At 59.5% G+C, this 17,842-nt stretch carries 20 protein-coding genes; 8 read left to right on the plus strand and 12 right to left on the minus strand.

What is annotated here, in order from left to right:
* Positions 1-21: 21 nt before the first annotated feature.
* Positions 22-1,353, minus strand: a complete 1,332-nt coding sequence (locus tag VFU66_RS14930) for an MFS transporter (RefSeq protein ID WP_326447062.1) — start codon at positions 1,351-1,353, stop codon at positions 22-24.
* Between the two features lie 64 nt (positions 1,354-1,417).
* Positions 1,418-2,695, minus strand: a complete 1,278-nt coding sequence (locus VFU66_RS14935) for a TolC family protein (RefSeq protein ID WP_326447063.1) — start codon at positions 2,693-2,695, stop codon at positions 1,418-1,420.
* A gap of 317 nt (positions 2,696-3,012) precedes the next feature.
* Between VFU66_RS14935 and VFU66_RS14940 the strand changes: the two genes are divergently transcribed.
* Positions 3,013-3,693 carry a DsbA family protein gene (locus tag VFU66_RS14940; RefSeq protein WP_326447064.1) on the plus strand — a complete coding sequence of 227 codons (681 nt, stop codon included), beginning with the start codon at positions 3,013-3,015 and terminating at the stop codon, positions 3,691-3,693.
* Positions 3,694-3,705: 12 nt separating this feature from the next.
* On the opposite strand, the gene VFU66_RS14945 is transcribed toward VFU66_RS14940, so the two are convergent.
* From VFU66_RS14945 to VFU66_RS14970, 6 genes are all read right to left on the minus strand, one after another.
* On the minus strand, positions 3,706-4,725 hold the full coding sequence (locus tag VFU66_RS14945) for a radical SAM protein (RefSeq protein WP_326447065.1): 1,020 nt from the start codon (positions 4,723-4,725) through the stop codon (positions 3,706-3,708).
* Between the two features lie 131 nt (positions 4,726-4,856).
* Positions 4,857-5,348, minus strand: coding sequence for a hypothetical protein (locus VFU66_RS14950; protein WP_326447066.1), 492 nt, complete (start codon positions 5,346-5,348; stop codon positions 4,857-4,859).
* Positions 5,348-5,863 carry a DUF4252 domain-containing protein gene (locus VFU66_RS14955; RefSeq protein ID WP_326447067.1) on the minus strand — a complete coding sequence of 172 codons (516 nt, stop codon included), beginning with the start codon at positions 5,861-5,863 and terminating at the stop codon, positions 5,348-5,350. Before VFU66_RS14955 ends, VFU66_RS14950 begins: the two co-directional genes overlap by 1 nt.
* Positions 5,864-5,910: 47 nt before the next feature.
* Positions 5,911-6,255 carry a hypothetical protein gene (locus VFU66_RS14960; RefSeq protein WP_326447068.1) on the minus strand — a complete coding sequence of 115 codons (345 nt, stop codon included), beginning with the start codon at positions 6,253-6,255 and terminating at the stop codon, positions 5,911-5,913.
* A complete protein-coding gene (locus VFU66_RS14965; RefSeq protein WP_326447069.1) occupies positions 6,248-6,766 on the minus strand; it encodes an RNA polymerase sigma factor in 519 nt (172 codons plus the stop codon). The genes VFU66_RS14960 and VFU66_RS14965 overlap by 8 nt, the downstream gene beginning before the upstream one ends.
* Before the next feature lie 142 nt (positions 6,767-6,908).
* Complete coding sequence (locus VFU66_RS14970; RefSeq protein ID WP_326447070.1) at positions 6,909-7,778, minus strand: DNA adenine methylase; 870 nt, start codon at positions 7,776-7,778, stop codon at positions 6,909-6,911.
* Here VFU66_RS14970 and VFU66_RS14975 point away from each other — a divergent pair.
* On the plus strand, positions 7,777-8,589 hold the full coding sequence (locus VFU66_RS14975) for a NotI family restriction endonuclease (protein WP_326447071.1): 813 nt from the start codon (positions 7,777-7,779) through the stop codon (positions 8,587-8,589). The two genes, VFU66_RS14970 and VFU66_RS14975, sit on opposite strands and share 2 nt — an antisense overlap.
* A gap of 56 nt (positions 8,590-8,645) precedes the next feature.
* Here the strand turns inward: VFU66_RS14975 and rho are convergent, their stop codons facing one another.
* From rho to VFU66_RS14990, 3 genes are all read right to left on the minus strand, one after another.
* Positions 8,646-9,896 (minus strand): transcription termination factor Rho, encoded by a 1,251-nt coding sequence (gene rho / locus VFU66_RS14980; protein ID WP_326447072.1) that lies wholly within the window; start codon positions 9,894-9,896, stop codon positions 8,646-8,648.
* Between the two features lie 200 nt (positions 9,897-10,096).
* Complete coding sequence (locus tag VFU66_RS14985; protein ID WP_326447073.1) at positions 10,097-10,315, minus strand: DNA-directed RNA polymerase subunit omega; 219 nt, start codon at positions 10,313-10,315, stop codon at positions 10,097-10,099.
* Between the two features lie 537 nt (positions 10,316-10,852).
* Positions 10,853-12,445 (minus strand): YifB family Mg chelatase-like AAA ATPase, encoded by a 1,593-nt coding sequence (locus tag VFU66_RS14990; protein ID WP_326447081.1) that lies wholly within the window; start codon positions 12,443-12,445, stop codon positions 10,853-10,855.
* A 130-nt stretch (positions 12,446-12,575) separates the two neighbouring features.
* On the opposite strand from VFU66_RS14990, the gene VFU66_RS14995 reads away from it, so the two are divergent.
* The 3 genes from VFU66_RS14995 (at position 12,576) to VFU66_RS15005 (ending at position 14,594) form a co-directional block, all read left to right on the plus strand.
* Entirely contained in the window at positions 12,576-13,073 is a 498-nt protein-coding gene (locus tag VFU66_RS14995) for a hypothetical protein (protein WP_326447074.1), read from the plus strand.
* A 62-nt stretch (positions 13,074-13,135) separates the two neighbouring features.
* Complete coding sequence (locus tag VFU66_RS15000; RefSeq protein WP_326447075.1) at positions 13,136-13,804, plus strand: hypothetical protein; 669 nt, start codon at positions 13,136-13,138, stop codon at positions 13,802-13,804.
* A gap of 202 nt (positions 13,805-14,006) precedes the next feature.
* Complete coding sequence (locus VFU66_RS15005; RefSeq protein ID WP_326447076.1) at positions 14,007-14,594, plus strand: Maf family protein; 588 nt, start codon at positions 14,007-14,009, stop codon at positions 14,592-14,594.
* On the opposite strand, the gene VFU66_RS15010 is transcribed toward VFU66_RS15005, so the two are convergent.
* Complete coding sequence (locus VFU66_RS15010) at positions 14,591-15,727, minus strand: M20 family metallopeptidase (protein ID WP_326447077.1); 1,137 nt, start codon at positions 15,725-15,727, stop codon at positions 14,591-14,593. The two genes, VFU66_RS15005 and VFU66_RS15010, sit on opposite strands and share 4 nt — an antisense overlap.
* A gap of 154 nt (positions 15,728-15,881) precedes the next feature.
* Here VFU66_RS15010 and lpxC point away from each other — a divergent pair, with 154 nt between their 5' ends.
* The 3 genes from lpxC to msrA form a co-directional block, all read left to right on the plus strand.
* Entirely contained in the window at positions 15,882-16,796 is a 915-nt protein-coding gene (lpxC, locus tag VFU66_RS15015; protein WP_326447078.1) for a UDP-3-O-acyl-N-acetylglucosamine deacetylase, read from the plus strand.
* 3 nt (positions 16,797-16,799) lie between these two features.
* Positions 16,800-17,300, plus strand: coding sequence for a 2-amino-4-hydroxy-6-hydroxymethyldihydropteridine diphosphokinase (folK, locus tag VFU66_RS15020; protein ID WP_326447079.1), 501 nt, complete (start codon positions 16,800-16,802; stop codon positions 17,298-17,300).
* Between the two features lie 41 nt (positions 17,301-17,341).
* Positions 17,342-17,842: peptide-methionine (S)-S-oxide reductase MsrA (gene msrA / locus VFU66_RS15025; protein ID WP_414649463.1), on the plus strand; the 501-nt coding region annotated here is incomplete at its 3' end.

Below are 17,842 nucleotides of genomic sequence, written 5' to 3' on the forward strand. Positions count from 1 at the left end.
AGAATCCTCCGTGCGGACACTCTAATCTACAGGCTCAGCCACGCTCAACTCGCGGTCAGCCTGCAGCAGCTCATCGGCAGTCAGAGTATCGACACCGCGCAGCGAGGGAAAGAAGGCCGCCGCTCCTGCCGTCACCAGAATCGAGCCGATGCCGCCGATGACAACGGCAGGAATCGCCCCCCACCATTGCGCCGTTACGCCGCTCTCAAACTCACCGAACTCGTTCGACGCGCCGATGAAGAGCCAGTTCACCGCGCTCACCCGCCCGCGCATCTCGGGCGGTGTGGCCAGTTGCAACATGCTGCCCCGAATCACTACGCTCACCATGTCGCTTCCGCCCACGATAATGAGTGCGATGGCGCTCAGCACGAGGCTCTTCGACAACCCGAACACAACCGTCGAAACACCGAAGATCGCCACACAGATCAGCATCAGCCAACCTGCGCGCCGTTTGATCGGCTTCACCAGCATCATCAGCGAGACGGCCAGCGCGCCCACCGAAGGCATCGCACGCAGCAGGCCCAGACCCTGCGGACCGGAGTGAAGCACGTCCTTTGCAAAGATAGGCAACAGAGCCGTAGCACCGCCCAGCATCACCGCAAACAGATCGAGCGAGATCGAGCCCAGCAGCAGCTTCGTCCGCCACACATATTCAAGCCCGGCCAGCACCGTCTTGAACGTAAACGCCTTCTTCGTGTCCCGCACCATCGGCGCGCGAATCATCGCGACCAGCACGATGAACCCAGCCAGCATCACCAGCGTGAAGGCATAGACAATCGCCGCTCCGTTGAAGCGGGCCAGGAACCCGGTGAGAGGAAGCGTGAAGAGCAGCCCGCCTAAGGCCGGGCCTGTCATGTTCGCTGTCCGGTAGACGGTTGCGCTCCAGGTCACGGCGTTGACGAAGTGTTCTTCAGGCACCAGGCTCGGCAGCATCGCCGTCGCCGCAGGCCCGCTGAACGCCCTGCCCATGCCGATGCCGAGCAGCACCACGTAGATAGGCCACACACGACCGCCGCGCAACGCGGTCTCTCCGCTCAGCGAAAGACCAAGCAGCGCCACCGTGCAGAGCATCTGCAATCCGTAGCAGGCGAGGATAATTTTGCGCCGGTCGTAGCGGTCCGCCGCATGCCCAGCCGCGAGCATCAGAAACAGGCCCGGCAGAAAGAGAGCAAGTCCGGTGTAGCCGAGGTCGAGAGCCGAGTTCGTAATGGCATATACCTGCCAGGCAACGGCGATCGCCTGCGCCTCCGCACCGATGATGACCATCAGCCGCGCAATCTGGTACAAGCGAAAATCACGCGATTGGAACGCGTCACCTGCAGCCGGCAACCACCGTGACACACCCTCAGCCATTCATCTATGGTTTCACACTTCCAGCTTTGGACGGACCATCGAGGCGTCCTAATTTACGGTCGATTTACTTGCCCAGGTAGGTCCTGTACTGCGTCTCCACCACACCCGTGTTCCGCGCCAGCACCAGCTTCGAAACGTTGTACTGATAGAGCGTTCCGACCAGTTGCGACTGAGCCGAGGCCAGCACGGCCTGAGCCTGCACCACGGCCAGATTGTCATCGACTCCGGCGGCAAACCGTTGGCTGGCCTGGTCAAGCTCTTCGCTCGCCAGGTCAACGTTGCTTTGCGCCACTTTGACCAGTTGCGCCGACGAGTTGACATCGAGCATTGCAGTGCGAATCTGCGACTCAATCGTCACGCGCAGCGAGGCAATCTGCTTCCGGAGGCCGCTCACCTGCGCATCCGCCACTTCACGCTCGCCGCGCAGTTGGCCCTCTTCAAAGATAGGCACGCTCAGCTTGCCTTCGGCGGCAAAGACTCCGTGATAGAGTCCCGTCGTCTCGCCCAACACGCCATAGTGGCCGTTGAACGAGAGCGAAGGCAGCCGCTCGAACTTCACGGCCTTCCGCGCTCGCTCGGCCACATCCAGTTGTGCTTCGAGGCTGAGCAGGTCTTTGCGTCGCGCAAAGGCCAGCTTCATCGCGTCGGCCAGCGGCAGTTCGGCAAACTCCGAGTAGGGAGATTTGTCGGTCAGGGTCAGCTCCTGATCGGCGGGCAGGCCCATTCTGCGGTTCAACTCAATCTTGTCTTTGGCGAAGGTGTTCTCGGCACGCACGACGGCCTGCTGTTCGGTCTCGAACTGCACCTTGGCGCGCAGCACATCGAGGTTTGTGCCAACGCCCGCGTTGTGTGCGTCGGTCGCCTGCTGGAGCGCGACCTCGTCGGCCTTCACGCGCGCCTGCGCATTCTGAATCTCGGAAGCATCGGCCAGCGCCAGCAGATACTGCTGTCCTACGCCCAGCGTCACCGTGCCTTCGGCGTTCAACTCGGTCATGGTCGCAACCGTGTCCGCCTTCTGCGCCGCGCGGTACATGTAATACGCCGGGACGTTAAACAACTGTTGCTCCATATTCAACTGCGCCGAGGTGGTATTCACTTTGACGATCTCGTGGAAGGCTCCGGGAGGCAATCCGAAACCTTCAAGCGAGGTGGGCTTGAAGCCCATCGCCGCCAGGTTGATCTCCTGCGTGCCGGTGGTTGCTTTTGCAGTCAGGCTGGGCAGCAGATTGTTGGCGACTGTCAGCACTTCGCCATGCACTGCACGCTGATTCTGCCGCGCAAGCTCCAGTTGCAGATTGTGCCTCATGCCAAGCTCGATCGCCTCATCCAGACTGAGCGGCATTGACTGCCCGGATCCTTGCTCGACCAGAACGCCCCCTGTCAGCCGGATGGGCGCAGGATGCGGCACGGGGGCTGAAGGCAGTTCAGGTGTGCTCTGCGCACACGCGGCGCAAGCAAGCCCACAGCACACAAGCGCCGTGGCCCACACCTTTGCTCTGCTTGAATTTCGAGGCTGAATATCTGACATTGCTCCTTATTAGAGTGCCATGCACCCTTTCCGGTTGCGAAATTGCAGGGCTGCCAGGCAGCCTCCTGTTGACATCTTCGTTAACTGTTCGCCCAATTTCCGGGTTCAGATAAAATACTAATCACATTCCTATGCGTCTTATCTCAATGAATCGCATCGCCCTTGCCGTCGCCCTGCTGCTTGCCATCCCAGCCGTTCCAACGATTGCCCAGTCCGCCGCGCCGCCCAACTCCGGCGACCAGTTCAAGGACACCTCGACACTGAAGCCTCCAGCCGGAGCGCGCGTCGCCGTCATCGAGTACGAAGACCTGGAGTGCCCCGCCTGCGCCCATGCCTTTCCCATCGTCCAGCAGGCCATCGCGCACTACAATATTCCTTTCATCCGTCACGATTTTCCGCTGCGGATGCATATCTGGAGCTTCGACGCCGCGGTGATCGCCCGCTACATGCAGGACAAAATCGGCGCGAAGGAGGCGGAGGCTTATCGCGGCGCGGTCTTTGCCAACCAGACCTCGATTGCGTCGAAGGAAGACCTGCAGAACTTCACGCGACATTACTTCCAGACACATGGGCACGAGATGCCCTTCGTCATCGACCCGACCGGGCAGTTCACCCGCGAGGTTGAAGCCGACCGCTCGCTCGGTGAACGGATCGGCCTGAGCCATACGCCTTCCATCTTTGTTGTGACTGCGCACCACTGGACTCAGGTGACGGACGTAAGCCTGCTGTATCAGACCATTGACACGGCGCTGGCAGAGGCTCCCGCTGTTGCAAGACCCGTTTCCAGGTCGAGAACCGCGCACAAGAAGTAGCGCGGGGCGCGCTTAGCGAATCTGCACCAGCTCCTGCGCCCCTGCTCCATGCGAAGATCCCGGCGTGACTTGCGAAGTCTGCGGCGCGCGCCAGTGGTCGATGTAGCTGACCTGATGCACGCAACTGATCGTGCAACTGGGCGAGCAGCTCTTCTCCGTCAGGAACTCTCGCTTCACGTCGGCCGTCGTGTACTGGGCCAGTGGGGTTGCAGGATAGCCGCGCTGCTGGCTGCAATAGTGCACCAGGCCGTTTTCGCAGACGTACAGATAGCGCCCGCCTGCACGGCAACGCCAGTCGTTCGTCTTGCCGTTGGCGATGGCTTCCTGAAAGTGGTTGAAGCGCGAGTAGCTGCGGCGAGTTAGTTTGCGGACCTTGTCCCACACGGTGCGCTCAGCCTCGCCCAGCGGCTTCAACTGGCCGCTTCCGTCGTGGATGATGCCGATGGTCGAGCTGAAGCCCAGGCCCAGCGCGCGCTCGCTCACCGTCAGAGCATCGTTCGGGTTGGCGATGCCGCCGCCGACCACCGAGTTGATATTGACGTGAAAGTCTGCATGCTCGGCCAACATCTGCAACTTCTTGTCGAGCACCTTCAGGCTCTTCTTCGAGACCTCGTCGGGCATCACGTTGTCGATCGAGATCTGCATGTGGTCGAGCCCGGCGCGGTTCAGCCGCTCGATGCGATCCGGCATCAGTAGATAGCCGTTGGTGATCATACCGGCGATAGCACCCGTCTTGCGAATCCGCGCGATGATCTGGTCCAGTTCCGGGTGCAGCAGCGGTTCGCCGCCGGAGATCGTGATAACGCTCGTCCCAAGCCGTCCCAGATGGTCGATGCGGCACAGCATCTCGTCGATAGGCACCGGGTCGGAGAAGTCGTCGAACTCATTGCAGTACGTGCAGGCCAGGTTGCACCGCCGCATGGGCACGATGTGCGCCATGTACGGGTGCCCGGTCGAGGCCAGCGCCCAGCCAATCGAGCCCAGCTCGCGTGCCTTGCGCGTCACGGCCTTCCAGCGACGGCGGGCATTCATGGGCCGCTTGCCTGTTGTGGGAGATGAAGAGGACATACCCCCTAAGTATACCTTCCTCAATGGCCGGGAGCACGGCGGAATGCGCCTTCGGGCCAGTCTTCAACGAGGCGGTTCTGCCGGAAGGCTGCGGCCTAATCGTGGGTTGCGACCCGCTCTCGCTGATTGATCCATTGCGCAAGCTGCTGGGGATTCATCTCCATCCGTACCAGATCAAGCTCGTTGTGGTCCAGATCAATCACGACAAACTCCGTCAGCCGTCCGGCTTCGCGCGTATACACGAGCGACTCTTCGCCGTTCGACTCGCGCTCGCGGACCGTCGGTGTCCAGTCGGCGCCCAGCCTGGATTGCACGATCGCGTCGAACTCGTCCCTGTCGGCAACCGTGCCGAAGTGCTCAAACTGGACGATCCTCATGCCCCGCACACCACCGTGTGTTGCGCCTCGTGCGCAGAGGCTCACCATCCACATCAGCGGAATCTTTTTCGGCTGGACTCCGTATCGTGCGCTCAACGCCGTCACCATCGCGTCGAAGCTCTTTGAGTTCCTCCCCGACGCATCGACGTTCGTGACCACCAACAACGCCACGCCGACTGCAATCAGTAACAACCCTCCGAGCCGGCGCATCACTTCACCTTCGCTTTCAGCTTCGCGTCCTTCTTCTGAGAGCCGCCGTATTTGCTGCCGGCCTTTTCGAGATCGCTCATCGACATGTGCCCCTTCAGATGCACAAACGTCAGCTCGTTCGGTTCGGCGTCGATGACCACCAGTTCGGTCACTCCCTCGCTGTCGGTCTTCATGCAGACGTCCGTGCTCTCGGTCGCGCTTCTCTCCTTCACCACGTGCGACCAGCCACCGTTATCTAGGCGATTCCGGAACTCTTCGACGTCCGCCATGTTGTACTGGCCTGGCTTGTCATACTCGTAGTCACGCACAATCACGAAGTCGAGCTTCTTCGTCAGATCGGACGCTTCCTTGTCGTCATCGGTAAACTTGCTCGCCATGCCGAGCATGTTCTTGTCCAGATTCACCTCGGTCGACGACTTCGCGTTCTTTGCAAACTTCTCCGCACCGGCAAACAATTCGTCCTTCTGCTGCGGAGGCGCCGCCAACGCCTGAAACGGCGCGGCAATAAAAAGCATAGCCGCCACCATCGTTATTCCCTTCCCTGCCCACCTCATCCGTGCCTTCATCGTTCCCCCTTGTCGTGCTTCACGCCTGCCTCGCTGACGCGCTCGCCTACTCCATCGAGCGTTCTCTGCGTAATCTCCATCGCCTGTTCAAACTGCCGTTGAATGACCTCTGCTCGTCGTTGCTCCTGCCGCCGGTGTACTGCCTCCACACCGCCCAAGAAAACGGCAATCAATGCCACGGCGGCGATGGCCTGCCAGACATGCATCATCCGGCGGGGCATCAGGCGCAGCCGCGCGTGCTCCTTCGCTCGAACGCGCTCCATCACGCGGTCCGCAAAGCCCTCCGGCGCGGCCACACGTTCCAGATCGTTCTTCAATCGCTGCTCAACTTCATCACTCACGAACAAACTCCTTCAACACCACCTCGGCCTTGCGCCGCAGCATCTCCAGTCCGCGCTGTAGATTACTCTTCACCGTTGCCACCGGCTGCGACAGAACACCGGCAATCTCTGTAGGACTCATCTCCTCCTGGTACCTCAGCACCACCGCCGCGCGCATCTGCTCCGGCAACGACAGCAGCATCCGCTCCAATCGTGTTCCCATCACATCGCCAGCATGCATCCGCGCATTCGTGACGACGTGCTGCTCTGTCCACTCTTCGGCAAACGCCTCCGGTCTCACGCGCCGCCGTCTCAGGGAGTCCAGCGAGCGGTGTGAGGCCACGCGCCTCAACCAGAACCGCACATGCTCCTCCGATTCCAGACTCGCCATCGCCTGATGCAGCTCGACAAAGACGTCCTGCGCAACTTCCTCCGCTGCTCCACGGTCTCCCAAGATACGAAGCGCGATGGAAAACACCATTGACTGGTGCTCCTCTACCAACCCGCGAAAGCCCTGCTCGTCCACTCTCATCAGGCGCGCTCAACTTCCTATACGCATTCCTCTGCAATTCCGGACGCAAAAAGCTATAGAAATGACATAAAAGTGCGCATCGCGCCAAAAATAAAAGGCGCGACCCGAAGGCCGCGCCTGCAACGCTAAAGTGCCTTTTGAGTCAGGAACGTGTTATGAGCAATTCATTCATGCAACGATGATGAGTGTTCTTCATGGCGATGTGTTGTAGGATAAAGCCATTTATTTTGGCCATCCGTAGCACATCAAGGTCGTCGTCATAAGTCATCATGAATTGCGCACGGCCTCCCGCCAATGTCGAGAATATCGCTTCATGGTCCAGGTCACTATGGTCGTAAAGTCTTGAGCCTGCTCTTTTGCCTGCTCCAGCGGTGTAAGGGGGGTCAATAAAGATAAAAGCCGTTGGATCCGGCGCAAACCGTTTCAGAACCTCCATGCCATCTCCTTCAATGAAGGAGACCCGGTCAGTATATCCATGAAGTAATTGAATCCGTTTGACTAGCGTCTCCGGATACCAGCGTGAGGCCACACCGCGTCCGTTTTCCCCAATCCTTACAAGGCTTGCTCCATTAGCGAGAATCCCCCCCCGGAACGTGCGATTGCGGACGATGGTTTGGAATGCCCGATCTAAGGCTGTACGTGGCTCCCGTGAGATGACATCGAGAACCTTCTCACGACTTATATCAAAGTTTAAAATCAACGAACATAGCTTCCGGTAGTCGGGTGAGAAGATTACCTTCCATACAGACGCTACTGCCGGGTCTATCTCGCAAAGTACTACGCGCTCGACGCAGCCTTCTATCAAAGCGGCTAGGGGAACACTTCCGCCTCCTAAAAAGGGGTCAACAAATACAAGAGGTTTCGCAGCAAGGCTCCGTAACCCTGACAAGACTTTGGGAACAAGCCATGTCTTCCCGCCCGGATAGCGAAATGGAGAAAGGTGGCGAACAGTCGCTACGTTTACAATCGGCGAGGGAACCGTCAATCGAAAATCGTCAAGGATCGTTTGCATGTCACTTCTCCAAATAGCCGAAATCTTCGGTCATGATACCTCGATTCGTATCGAGGAAAATGTGCGTAGAAATACGAAGTGTCCCTTTTTGGAACAGCCTTGTACGAAGCAAAGTAAAACGAGTCCGCTCGGCATCTGCTCATACTCCGACGGTTCAGTCGCGACAGTCGTATGTCCGTCAAGGTTCAGAGAGGCTGGACGAATTTTTGTTGATGCTGGGCGTGCTGCGTTTGGTCCGAACAGACGAGTTTTGGCAGTACCCGAAGTTCGGCTGCTGGAAATACCAGAGAGTGGCCGGAAAATCGGGAAAATCGACTATGTTGTCGCATTATTGGACGAGAAGAATGACCCGATCGATTTCGCTGCTGTCGAAGTGCAGGCAGTTTATATATCGGGTAAGAGCACCAGAGGGCCATTTGAGCACTATCTTCGAACGGGTGAGAACGACGCGAATGGACGGCGCAGACCGGACTTTCGATCTTCGGCACAGAAGCGACTCATGCCGCAATTATCGCTGAAGGTACCTGTGTTCCGCCGTTGGGGAAAGCGATTCTTTGTTGCCGTTGATTCTACCTTCTTCGAAGCTATGCCAAAGCTGCCCACCGTGCCCGAAGGTAATGCTGAAGTCACGTGGCTGATATACCCCTTCGAACGGGGCACAAAAGGCTACAGCATGGGCGAACCTAACGTGCGGCATACACTTTGGGATGACGTTTTGACCTCACTTCGAGAAGGACATCCTCCGACGCGAGAAGAACTATTGGCCGGATTGAAGCGTGCAAAAAGAGCAGGCGTGATCTTTTCGACCTGATATTTTTGCAGGTGCCACCCTCAGGAGAATGGCACCTGCCTTCGAAGGCGTTCGGTTTAGATCGAGCTCATGTTGTGCAGGAACTCCTGGTTGTTGCGGGTCTTGGCCAGCTTGTCGGTCAACAGTTCCATGGCTTCGACGGGCGAGAGCGGGTTGAGCACCTTGCGCAGAATCCAGATGCGCTGCAGGTCTTCCTTCGGAATAAGCAGCTCTTCCTTTCGCGTGCCCGAACGCTGGATGTCGATGGCCGGGAAGACGCGCTTGTCCACCAGCTTGCGGTCGAGGATGACTTCCATGTTGCCGGTGCCCTTGAACTCCTCGAAGATGACCTCGTCCATACGCGAACCGGTATCGACCAGCGCGGTGGCGATGATGGTCAGGCTGCCGCCCTCTTCGATGTTGCGGGCCGCGCCGAAGAAGCGTTTCGGCCGCTGGAGCGCGTTCGAATCGACACCGCCTGAGAGCACCTTGCCCGACGGCGGAACGATGGTGTTGTAGGCGCGTGCAAGGCGGGTGATCGAGTCGAGCAGAATGACTACGTCGCGCTTGTGCTCGACCAGGCGCTTGGCCTTTTCGATGACCATCTCGGCTACCTGCACGTGGCGGGCAGCGGGCTCGTCGAACGTAGAGCTGATGACTTCGCCCTTCACCGAACGCTGCATGTCGGTGACTTCTTCCGGGCGCTCGTCGATGAGCAGCACGATCAGCACGACTTCGGGATGGTTCGACGTAATGGAGTTGGCGATAGCCTGGAGCAGCATCGTCTTGCCGGTGCGCGGCGGCGCAACGATCAGACCGCGCTGGCCCTTGCCGACCGGGGTGAGCAGGTCCATGACGCGGCCGGAGATGTTCTCGCGCACCGTCTCCATCTTGACGCGCTCTTCAGCATAGAGCGGCGTGAGGTTGTCGAACAGAATCTTGTTGCGCGTCTCCTCGGGAGACTCGAAATTGATGGCCTCGATCTTGACCAGCGCGAAGTACTTTTCGCCCTCGTGCGGCGGACGGACGTTGCCGGAGATGGTGTCGCCGGTCTTGAGGTCGAACTTCCGGATCTGCGACGGTGAGACGTAGATGTCATCCGGGCCGGGCAGGTAGTTGTAGTCGGGCGAGCGCAGGAAGCCGTAGCCGTCGGGCAGGATTTCGAGGACGCCTTCGGCAAAGATGTGGCCTTCTTTTTCGCTCTGGGCCTGGAGGATCTTGAAGATGAGGTCTTGTTTGCGCAGGCCGCTGGTGCCGGCGATGTCGAGTCCACGCGCGAGCTTACCCAGCTCCGCGATGTTGTGCTCTTTGAGTTCAGAGATTGTCATGTTTTACCTGAATTGATCTGGAATTTGAATTTTTGGAGGGGGTGGAGCTGAGGCGGGGTCTGCTTGACTGTACCAGTTTGGCAGAGGCTACGGGTGAGAGGGGTCGTGCGGGGGCCAAAATATGGAATGAAGTGCCGATACGGCGGAAGGATGGCAGTATGGTGAGTGGAATGTTTTGAAAGCAAAGGGGAACAGCCGCGCTAAGCCGCGCGGCGTTCCTGTACCTGAACTTTTTCTACGATTTCGCTGGAGTCGCTCATCGGAACCGTGTCACGGAAGCGATCCAGAACGTCATTGGTCGTGTCCTGTAGACGGGTATTCGGCTTGTGCAGCTTGCGCGTCGCCTTCGACGCCAACTGGCACAGCTGATAGCGATTGTTTACGTGGGTAAGTGCTCCGAAAATAAGGTCTGAGCGCATAAGTTTTTCCTTTCATCTCCAAGGCCACATAGCGTCTACTTGCGCTCACAAGCCTCAAAAACATTTCAAAATTTTCGGCGGGCTTTCCGGCCGCTGCCGTACATCTTTTAGACGCAAGAAAAGACCCGAGGGATTCTTCTTTTATTCCGACAAACTGCTTATTGTCAACGTCTAAATCCTTGCAATGACGCAGAGATAGTCTCACCTGCCAGATTGAACCGGCATCTTCCAGAACCTGTCTCTTCCGTAGAGTTCCGCGCTCGCTGCGCCTGGGCGTGAAACAGACCAATGAATCAAAGTCGTTCTGACCGAAATCTTTCGCCCGCTACTCTCGACGCCTCAGCTTCAGGGCGCTCCTTCAGTATTTGGGCTTCTTGAAAGGTACCCTGTATCGGTGCTTCGGTCAATACTTATTTTGGGAATCGCACCTGCGCCAGTATTCCAGAAATGGGATTGTAAATTTCTCAAAAATCAAGAATTCTCAAAGAACTCTATCGTAAGCCATTTATACACAACAAATTGAAGGAATATATCCGCCTAGGACCAATAGCTGCGGTCGAGTGTCCGGTACTGGATCGCCTCGGCGATATGCTTGACCGAGATGTCCATGGCACCCTCCAGGTCCGCGACCGTTCGGGCTACTTTCAGGATGCGGTCGTGCGCCCGGGCGCTCAAGCCCTGCTGTTGCATCGCCCGCTCCAGCAGTCGCTCGGCGTCCGGCGAAAGCTCGCAGTGGGCGCGAATCTGCTGAGTGGACATCTGGGCGTTGGCGAAGACCTGCCGCGCAGCTCCCTTTGCCGTGGCCTTCGCCGCTTCGCCATTTCGGTTGAACCGCTCATGCTGGCGCTCGCGTGCCGCCAGCACCCGTGCGCGTATCTGCTCAGAGCCTTCAGCCGCCGCGCCGCCGCGCAGTTCTTTATACTGCACCGCCGGGACCTCGATATGAATGTCGATGCGGTCCATCAGCGGTCCGCTCACCTTCGAGACATACCGCTGGATCATGGGCGGCGTACACATGCACTCGCGCGATTTGTCGTTGAAGTAGCCGCAGGGGCAGGGGTTCATTGCCGCGGCGAGCATAAACCGCGCTGGAAAGTTGAGGCTCATGGCCGCGCGTGCGATCGTCACCATGCCGTCTTCGAGCGGCTGGCGCAGCACCTCAAGAACGTTGCGCGGAAACTCCGGCAGTTCGTCCAGAAACAGCAGCCCGTTGTGCGCGAGCGAGACCTCGCCGGGACGCGGCATCATGCCGCCGCCAATCAGTCCGGCGTCGGAGATGGTGTGGTGCGGCGAGCGGAACGGGCGATGCATCACCAGGCCTTGCTCGGCGTCGAGCACGCCCGCGACGGAGTGAATCTTCGTCGTCTCCAGCGCCTCTTCAAAGCGCAATGGAGCCAGGATCGACGGCAGACGCTTGGCGAGCATCGTCTTGCCTGAGCCGGGGGGGCCGATCATCAGAATGTTGTGCCCGCCCGCTGCGGCGACTTCGAGCGCGCGCTTGGCCACATGCTGTCCGCGCACATCTTTGAAGTCATGGGGAAACTGTTGCATCTCGTTCAGCAGGTTTGAGGCCTCCACACGCAGCGGCTGCACCTTCGCCGCACCCAGTGCCGAGGCATTCAGCAGCTCGCGCACCTCCAGCAGGCTCGTGACCGGGAAGACATTGACGCCCTCGACCACGGCAGCCTCGCGGGCGTTGCTTGCCGGAACCACCAGATTGGCGATGCCCTCGGCTCGCGCTGCGACCGCGATCGGCAGCATTCCCTGCACGGCGCGCAGCGTACCGTCGAGCCCCAGTTCGCCGACCAGCAGAAAGTCGCCCAGGTCTTTTTTCACCAGCGCGCCATATGCGCCCAGAATCCCGATTGCTATGGGCAGGTCGAAGCCGGAGCCTTCCTTTTTCAGGTCGGCCGGGGCAAGGTTAATCGTGATGCGGGTGGCGGGAATGTCGAAGCCGGAGTTCTTAATCGCGGAGCGCACGCGATCACGGCTCTCGCGCACGGCTGCGTCCGGCAGCCCGACAGTGCTGAAGATTTCCTTGTCTAACTTAACGCCCGAATAATCGACTTCCACATCGATAATGTGCGCGTCGATTCCATAGACAGCTGCGCTGCGAGCCTTGAAGAGCATTCCGTGGGCCTGGTCCAGCCATGAGGCGGTAAGTTCTGCCGAGTATAGCATCCAGCGCAGGCGCTTCTTGCTATCCAACTGCCGCACAAGGTCTTGCATCGTATAGATTCAGCAGATGGCAGGCCCTCCCATGAAAATAAATTCGCGTCTCCTGATTGTCGTTGCCGTTGTATCCATCTTTTTCTCAGCCGCAGCCTCCGCGCAGGTCGGCATCTATGCCGGATTCAGCGGGGCACAGCTCAATCCCGGTTCCTCCACGCTGTACGGTCCGCTCTTCGGCGCCTACTGGCAGAAGGGTTACATCCTGAACCTGGGCGCGGACCTTCGTGGCTCGTTTCTTACGCACAACGGCACCACGTTCAACACCGGAGCCATCGGCCCGCGCGTTGCCATCAAGCCACCCGTCTTTCCCCTTCGGCCCTATGGAGAGGCGCTGGTCGGCATCGCCAGTCTGAGCGGCGGCGGGTCCAGCTCGCACCATCTGAACTATCAGCTCATCGCAGGCATCGACACCACGATCCTGCCTCGCATCGACTGGCGCATCGTCGAATTCGACTACAGTGCCGTGACCAGCAACTCGGTCAACGCCAAAATCTTCACCACGGGACTGGTGCTGCGCCTGCCATGAGTGGACGAAGTTTCCTTTGCACTCTCCCCAGAAAAGCCGCCAAACTAGTAAACTAACGGCACATGAATCTCCAGAGAGCAGTTCTCTTCCTGGCGGCCGCCGCCCTTGCCACGTTTGCCGCATCCACCGCACACGCGCAGGCTGCCGTTTATGGAACCTTCACGGTCAACCAGCTCAGCGGCATCAAGAACTCGCCGGCGATTCCGCCGTGCAACCCAAGCATCGTGCTTTTCTGCCCTACGTACAATGACAGCGTCAATCTCCTCGGCGGAACGTTCGGCGGTTACTACGACTTCCTTAATCTCGGTCACGTAAAACTCGGCGTCGATGCGCGCGGTACACTCTCCACCACGACAAGAGGAGCGGAGACTTACGCCAACGGCACCGGCGGGCGGCTTTATTCGGGCCTCGGTGGTCTCCGTGCTGTCTTTCATACGCGCTGGGTACCCATTCGACCTTACTTACAGGCCTCCGCTGGTGTCGCCAGAACGGACTACGGCATTAACAATAATTCCGCTATCAACCTCGTCGATAATCCAAGCGGTAAGATCGGCCTCACAACAAACTTCCAGTACATGGGTTATGCCGGTGTTGACATCACACTGTTGCCCGTCATGGATTTCCGGTTGGTTGAGTTTGGCTATGGCGCCATCAATCCCTTCGGAACCGGCAGGCACAACTATCCAGTCAAGTCCGTTAGCTCCGGTATCGTCTTCCATCTTCCCTTCTAGTGTGGCGAGTCCGAAGTTCGGCGCACGATAGGGCGGGCCTTCAGCCCTTGGTTTTATGCTGCAACATCACCTGGGGCGTTGCCCCAGGCTGGTATAGAACGGGCCTTTGGCCCTTTGGCACGTGAAACGAATTTAGGACTCACCACACCAGCAGGCTGCGCGCTGCATTGCTGAAACGGACACGGTACCGTAGTCTCGTGCCATGCTCATCCTTGCCTCCGCTTCGCCGCGCCGTCGTGAACTGCTGTCGCAAGCCGGTGTCGAGTTCAGCTTCGAGTCTGCCGATTTGAATGAAGAGGTGCTGTCCGGCGAGACGGCCGCCGCCTACGTTCAGCGTCTGGCCGAAGAGAAGGCGCAGGCCGTCTGGACACGCAGGCAGCAGGAAGACACCGAGGACGATCCGCTCCTCGTGCTCGGGGCCGACACCTGCGTTGTGTGTGACGGACACATTCTGGGCAAACCTGTCGACACCGCCGACGCGCGGCGCATGCTGGAGATGCTGAGCGGGCGCACCCATGCCGTGCTTACCGGCCTTGCCGCCATTACGCGCAAGGGCATTGTGCGCGCAGTCGAGATCACGCAGGTCACATTCAACGTCCTGACCGATGCCGAGATTGCCAGGTACATCACCAGCGGCGAACCCATGGACAAAGCCGGAGCCTACGGCATCCAGGGTCACGCCGCACGCTGGATTCCGCGCATCGAAGGCTGCTACTTCAACGTGGTTGGATTGCCGGTCGCCCGCACCGTGGCCCTGCTGACGGAAGCCCGCGCTGGACTGAACCGTTAGGAGACGCGGGCAATCATCGCGGCAAGCAACGCCGTGCGTGGAACGAGATGCTCGATCGAGACCGACTCGTGCGCCGCGTGCGCGCCTTCGCCCACCGCGCCCATGCCGTCGAGCGTCGGCACGCCGAGCGCCGCCGTGAAGTTGCCGTCCGAGCCGCCTCCCGTCGCGGCCTCGTCCAGATCGAAGCCCAGGTCGCGGGCCAGTTCACGCGCCTGCCGGAAGAGCGCAATCGTGCCCGCCGTGCGCTCCATCGGTGGACGGTTGATGCCGCCGGTGATGATGAGCTTGCAGTGCGGGTCCGAGACTTTGAGTTTGCGAAAGAGCTTTTCGACGTAGGCAGCATCGGCGGCCTTCGCAATGCGGACATCGACCTCGGCACGGGCGCTCTCCGCAATGACGTTCGACCGCGTGCCGCCGGAGCAGACGCCGCAGTTCACCGTCAGCTTGCGTTTCAGATCGGTGAAGCCGGAGATGGTTTGGATCTGCTTTACAAGCTCCAGAATGGCCGAGTGGCCACGCTCGAAGTCCACGCCGCTGTGCGCTGCAACGCCCTTGACTTCGATCTCGTAGTACCCCACGCCCTTGCGCGCGGTCTTGTATGCAAGACCCTGCGCAGGTTCGAGAACGAAGACGGCTGAAGATTTTTTTGCCAGCCTCTCGGTGATGGCCCGGGAAACTGGACTGCCGACCTCTTCCTCGCTGTTCAACAGCAGCGTGACGTTTCTTTCTAACTTCAACTTTTTCAATGCGCTTACGGCTGCCAGTGCCATGACGACCCCGGCCTTCATGTCCAGCACACCCGGGCCCCGGTAGCGTCTCCTTTCTTCGCGCCACGGCATCGTCTTCAGTGTGCCCAGGGGCCAGACAGTATCGAGATGACCCAGCAAAAGCACCGGCTTTTGTTTTGAAGGAGATGGAGTGAGATTCAGCTCAAAGATGTCGCCAAAGCTCTTGCCGGGATGGCGCTTTGCGCGAAAGCCAAGACCAAACGCCCAGTCTTCGACGAGTGAGGCGGCAGCATTAACTGATTGTCTGTCTTCACTTGGCGACTCCTGCTCGACCAGCTCGCGCAGATGGGTGCGCATCCAGGTACGCTCGGCTTTGACGGTCTTGAGGATGGCTTGCGGGTCCATTGGCGTATGTTATAGCAGTCAAATAGTTTATGCAGATATTTGCAGAGGCTAAAAGGAGCCGGTTCAATCAACAAGTGTGGCAAATTTGACACATCGACATTTTGTAACGGAACTGTAGCCTAGAAAAGATGAATTCTACCGGAGAACAGGTCTGGTGGCACAGCTAGCTCATTTTGAGCGGACGATTCGCTCGGAGATTGAGTTCACGGGCGTCGGCCTGCACAGCGGTGCCCCTGTTTCGATGCGGCTGGTTCCTGCACCTGCCGGGTCGGGCATCGTCTTCCGCCGCACCGACCTCGACAACTTCGAGATCGCTGCCGTGGGGCGCAACGTTGCCAAGGTTAGCTATGCGACCAGCCTGATGCGGCAAAGCGTGCTGATCTCGACGACTGAACATTTGCTCTCGGCGCTGATCGGCGTCGGCGTGGACAACGTCATCGTCGAGGTCGATAACCTGGAAGTCCCTATCCTTGACGGTAGCTCGCTGCCCTACGTGCGCGCGTTCGAGTCAGTCGGCCTCAAACAGCAACGGCGCAAACGGGAATACCTGAAGATCCTGAAGGAAGTCGAGGTGCGCGAAGGGTCGAAGTTCATCGGCGTGTATCCGGGCCACGGGTATGGGATACGGTACACCATCGACTTTCCGCAGCCGATTGGCTACGAGACCTTCACCGGCGACCTGGCGACGGGCGACTACGGGAAATGGATTGCACCGGCGCGCACCTTCGGCTTCAAAGAAGATGAGGCGATGCTGCGCAATATGGGGCTGATTCGCGGAGCCTCCGATGCGTGCGCGATTATCCTCTCGCGGCAGCGGGTGGAGAATGGGCCGCTGCGATTTCCTGATGAGTTTGTGCGGCACAAGGTGCTGGACCTGATTGGCGACCTGGCTCTCGCTGGCCGCAGGATTCAGGGAACAGTCGTGGCCGAGCGCGCGGGCCATGCCATGCATACCGCGCTGGTGCAGCGGCTGATGCGCGACCGCTCGGCGTGGGAGCTGGCGCATGGCTACGATGAGGTTGCCGAACCGAAGCCTGTGACGGCCAACTTGCATCCGGTGGCCGTGTAGCCTGTGGCTGTGGAGCGCGCGAAGGGGCTGGCGGCGATTGCCCTGGGATCTAACCTGAATTCTGCTGCGGGCGACCGTGAGGCCAACTTGCGCGAGGCCATCGAACGGCTGGGCACGCTGGGCGAGGTGCGAGCGGTCTCTTCGTTCTATGACACCGAGCCTGTGGGATATACGGCGCAGCCTCGGTTCCTGAATGGGGCGTTGCTGCTGGAGACGGAGCTTCCGCCTGAGAAGTTGATACGCGCGCTGCTGGCCATCGAACGGGCGATGGGGCGTGTGCGCGATGCTGCCGCGCCGAAGGGACCTCGCGTGATCGATCTCGACCTGCTGCTTTACGGCGATGCGGTGATGAATACCGAAGAGTTGACCTTGCCGCATCCGGCGATCGCTGAACGTGAATTTGTGCTCGGGCCGTTGGCTGAGATTGCTCCCGGGATGATCCACCCGGTGCTGGGATTAACGGTGAGCGAGATGCTCGACCGGCTCCGGACTTCGAGCATGTAACCTACGCGGAATTTGGCGCGTCGTATAGGTGGAGCGACGCGATGACAGCAGGAATCAGGACGGGATTGGTTGGATTGGGTCTGGTATTGGCTGCCTGGCTGGTGATTGCGGGCGGCAGGAGGCTGACGATGGGGACGTTGATGGGTGTAGAAGCAGCGCGGAAGGCGCCGATTCCGGCTCCAGCGCTCGACGAGCCGCATGGCACGACCACGCACGAGACGGCAGTGTTTGCCGGCGGATGCTTCTGGGGTGTGCAGACGACCTTCGAGCACATGAAGGGCGTGGTGGACGCGACGGCGGGCTACTCGGGTGGGACGGCGGCGACGGCGACCTACGATCAGGTCTCTTCGGAGACGACGGAACATGCGGAGTCGGTGAAGGTGGTCTTCGACCCGGCACAGATCAGCTATGGCACGCTGCTGCGCGTGTTCTTCTCCGTCGTTCACGACCCGACGCAGTTGAACCGGCAGGGACCGGACGTGGGCACGTCCTACCGCTCGGTCATCTTCTTCACATCGCCCGAGCAGGAAAAGATTGCGAAG

This window comes from Edaphobacter sp., from assembly GCF_035763405.1.
Taxonomy (GTDB): Bacteria; Acidobacteriota; Terriglobia; order Terriglobales; family Acidobacteriaceae; genus Edaphobacter.

What these genes read in the sequence shown, in the direction of transcription:
- VFU66_RS14995 (WP_326447074.1), top strand. Translation starts at nt 12,576, where the DNA reads ATGAAAATAAATTCGCGTCTCCTGATTGTCGTTGCCGTTGTATCCATC.
- rho (WP_326447072.1), bottom strand. Translation starts at nt 9,896, where the DNA reads ATGACAATCTCTGAACTCAAAGAGCACAACATCGCGGAGCTGGGTAAG.
- VFU66_RS14955 (WP_326447067.1), bottom strand. Translation starts at nt 5,863, where the DNA reads ATGCTTTTTATTGCCGCGCCGTTTCAGGCGTTGGCGGCGCCTCCGCAG.
- VFU66_RS14970 (WP_326447070.1), bottom strand. Translation starts at nt 7,778, where the DNA reads ATGCAAACGATCCTTGACGATTTTCGATTGACGGTTCCCTCGCCGATT.
- VFU66_RS14930 (WP_326447062.1), bottom strand. Translation starts at nt 1,353, where the DNA reads ATGGCTGAGGGTGTGTCACGGTGGTTGCCGGCTGCAGGTGACGCGTTC.
- VFU66_RS14945 (WP_326447065.1), bottom strand. Translation starts at nt 4,725, where the DNA reads ATGAATGCCCGCCGTCGCTGGAAGGCCGTGACGCGCAAGGCACGCGAG.
- VFU66_RS14935 (WP_326447063.1), bottom strand. Translation starts at nt 2,695, where the DNA reads ATGCCGCTCAGTCTGGATGAGGCGATCGAGCTTGGCATGAGGCACAAT.
- VFU66_RS14975 (WP_326447071.1), top strand. Translation starts at nt 7,777, where the DNA reads ATGTCACTTCTCCAAATAGCCGAAATCTTCGGTCATGATACCTCGATT.
- VFU66_RS14990 (WP_326447081.1), bottom strand. Translation starts at nt 12,445, where the DNA reads ATGCTCTTCAAGGCTCGCAGCGCAGCTGTCTATGGAATCGACGCGCAC.
- VFU66_RS14985 (WP_326447073.1), bottom strand. Translation starts at nt 10,315, where the DNA reads ATGCGCTCAGACCTTATTTTCGGAGCACTTACCCACGTAAACAATCGC.
- VFU66_RS15000 (WP_326447075.1), top strand. Translation starts at nt 13,136, where the DNA reads ATGAATCTCCAGAGAGCAGTTCTCTTCCTGGCGGCCGCCGCCCTTGCC.
- VFU66_RS15010 (WP_326447077.1), bottom strand. Translation starts at nt 15,727, where the DNA reads ATGGACCCGCAAGCCATCCTCAAGACCGTCAAAGCCGAGCGTACCTGG.
- VFU66_RS14950 (WP_326447066.1), bottom strand. Translation starts at nt 5,348, where the DNA reads ATGCGCCGGCTCGGAGGGTTGTTACTGATTGCAGTCGGCGTGGCGTTG.
- VFU66_RS14940 (WP_326447064.1), top strand. Translation starts at nt 3,013, where the DNA reads ATGCGTCTTATCTCAATGAATCGCATCGCCCTTGCCGTCGCCCTGCTG.
- VFU66_RS14965 (WP_326447069.1), bottom strand. Translation starts at nt 6,766, where the DNA reads ATGAGAGTGGACGAGCAGGGCTTTCGCGGGTTGGTAGAGGAGCACCAG.
- VFU66_RS15005 (WP_326447076.1), top strand. Translation starts at nt 14,007, where the DNA reads ATGCTCATCCTTGCCTCCGCTTCGCCGCGCCGTCGTGAACTGCTGTCG.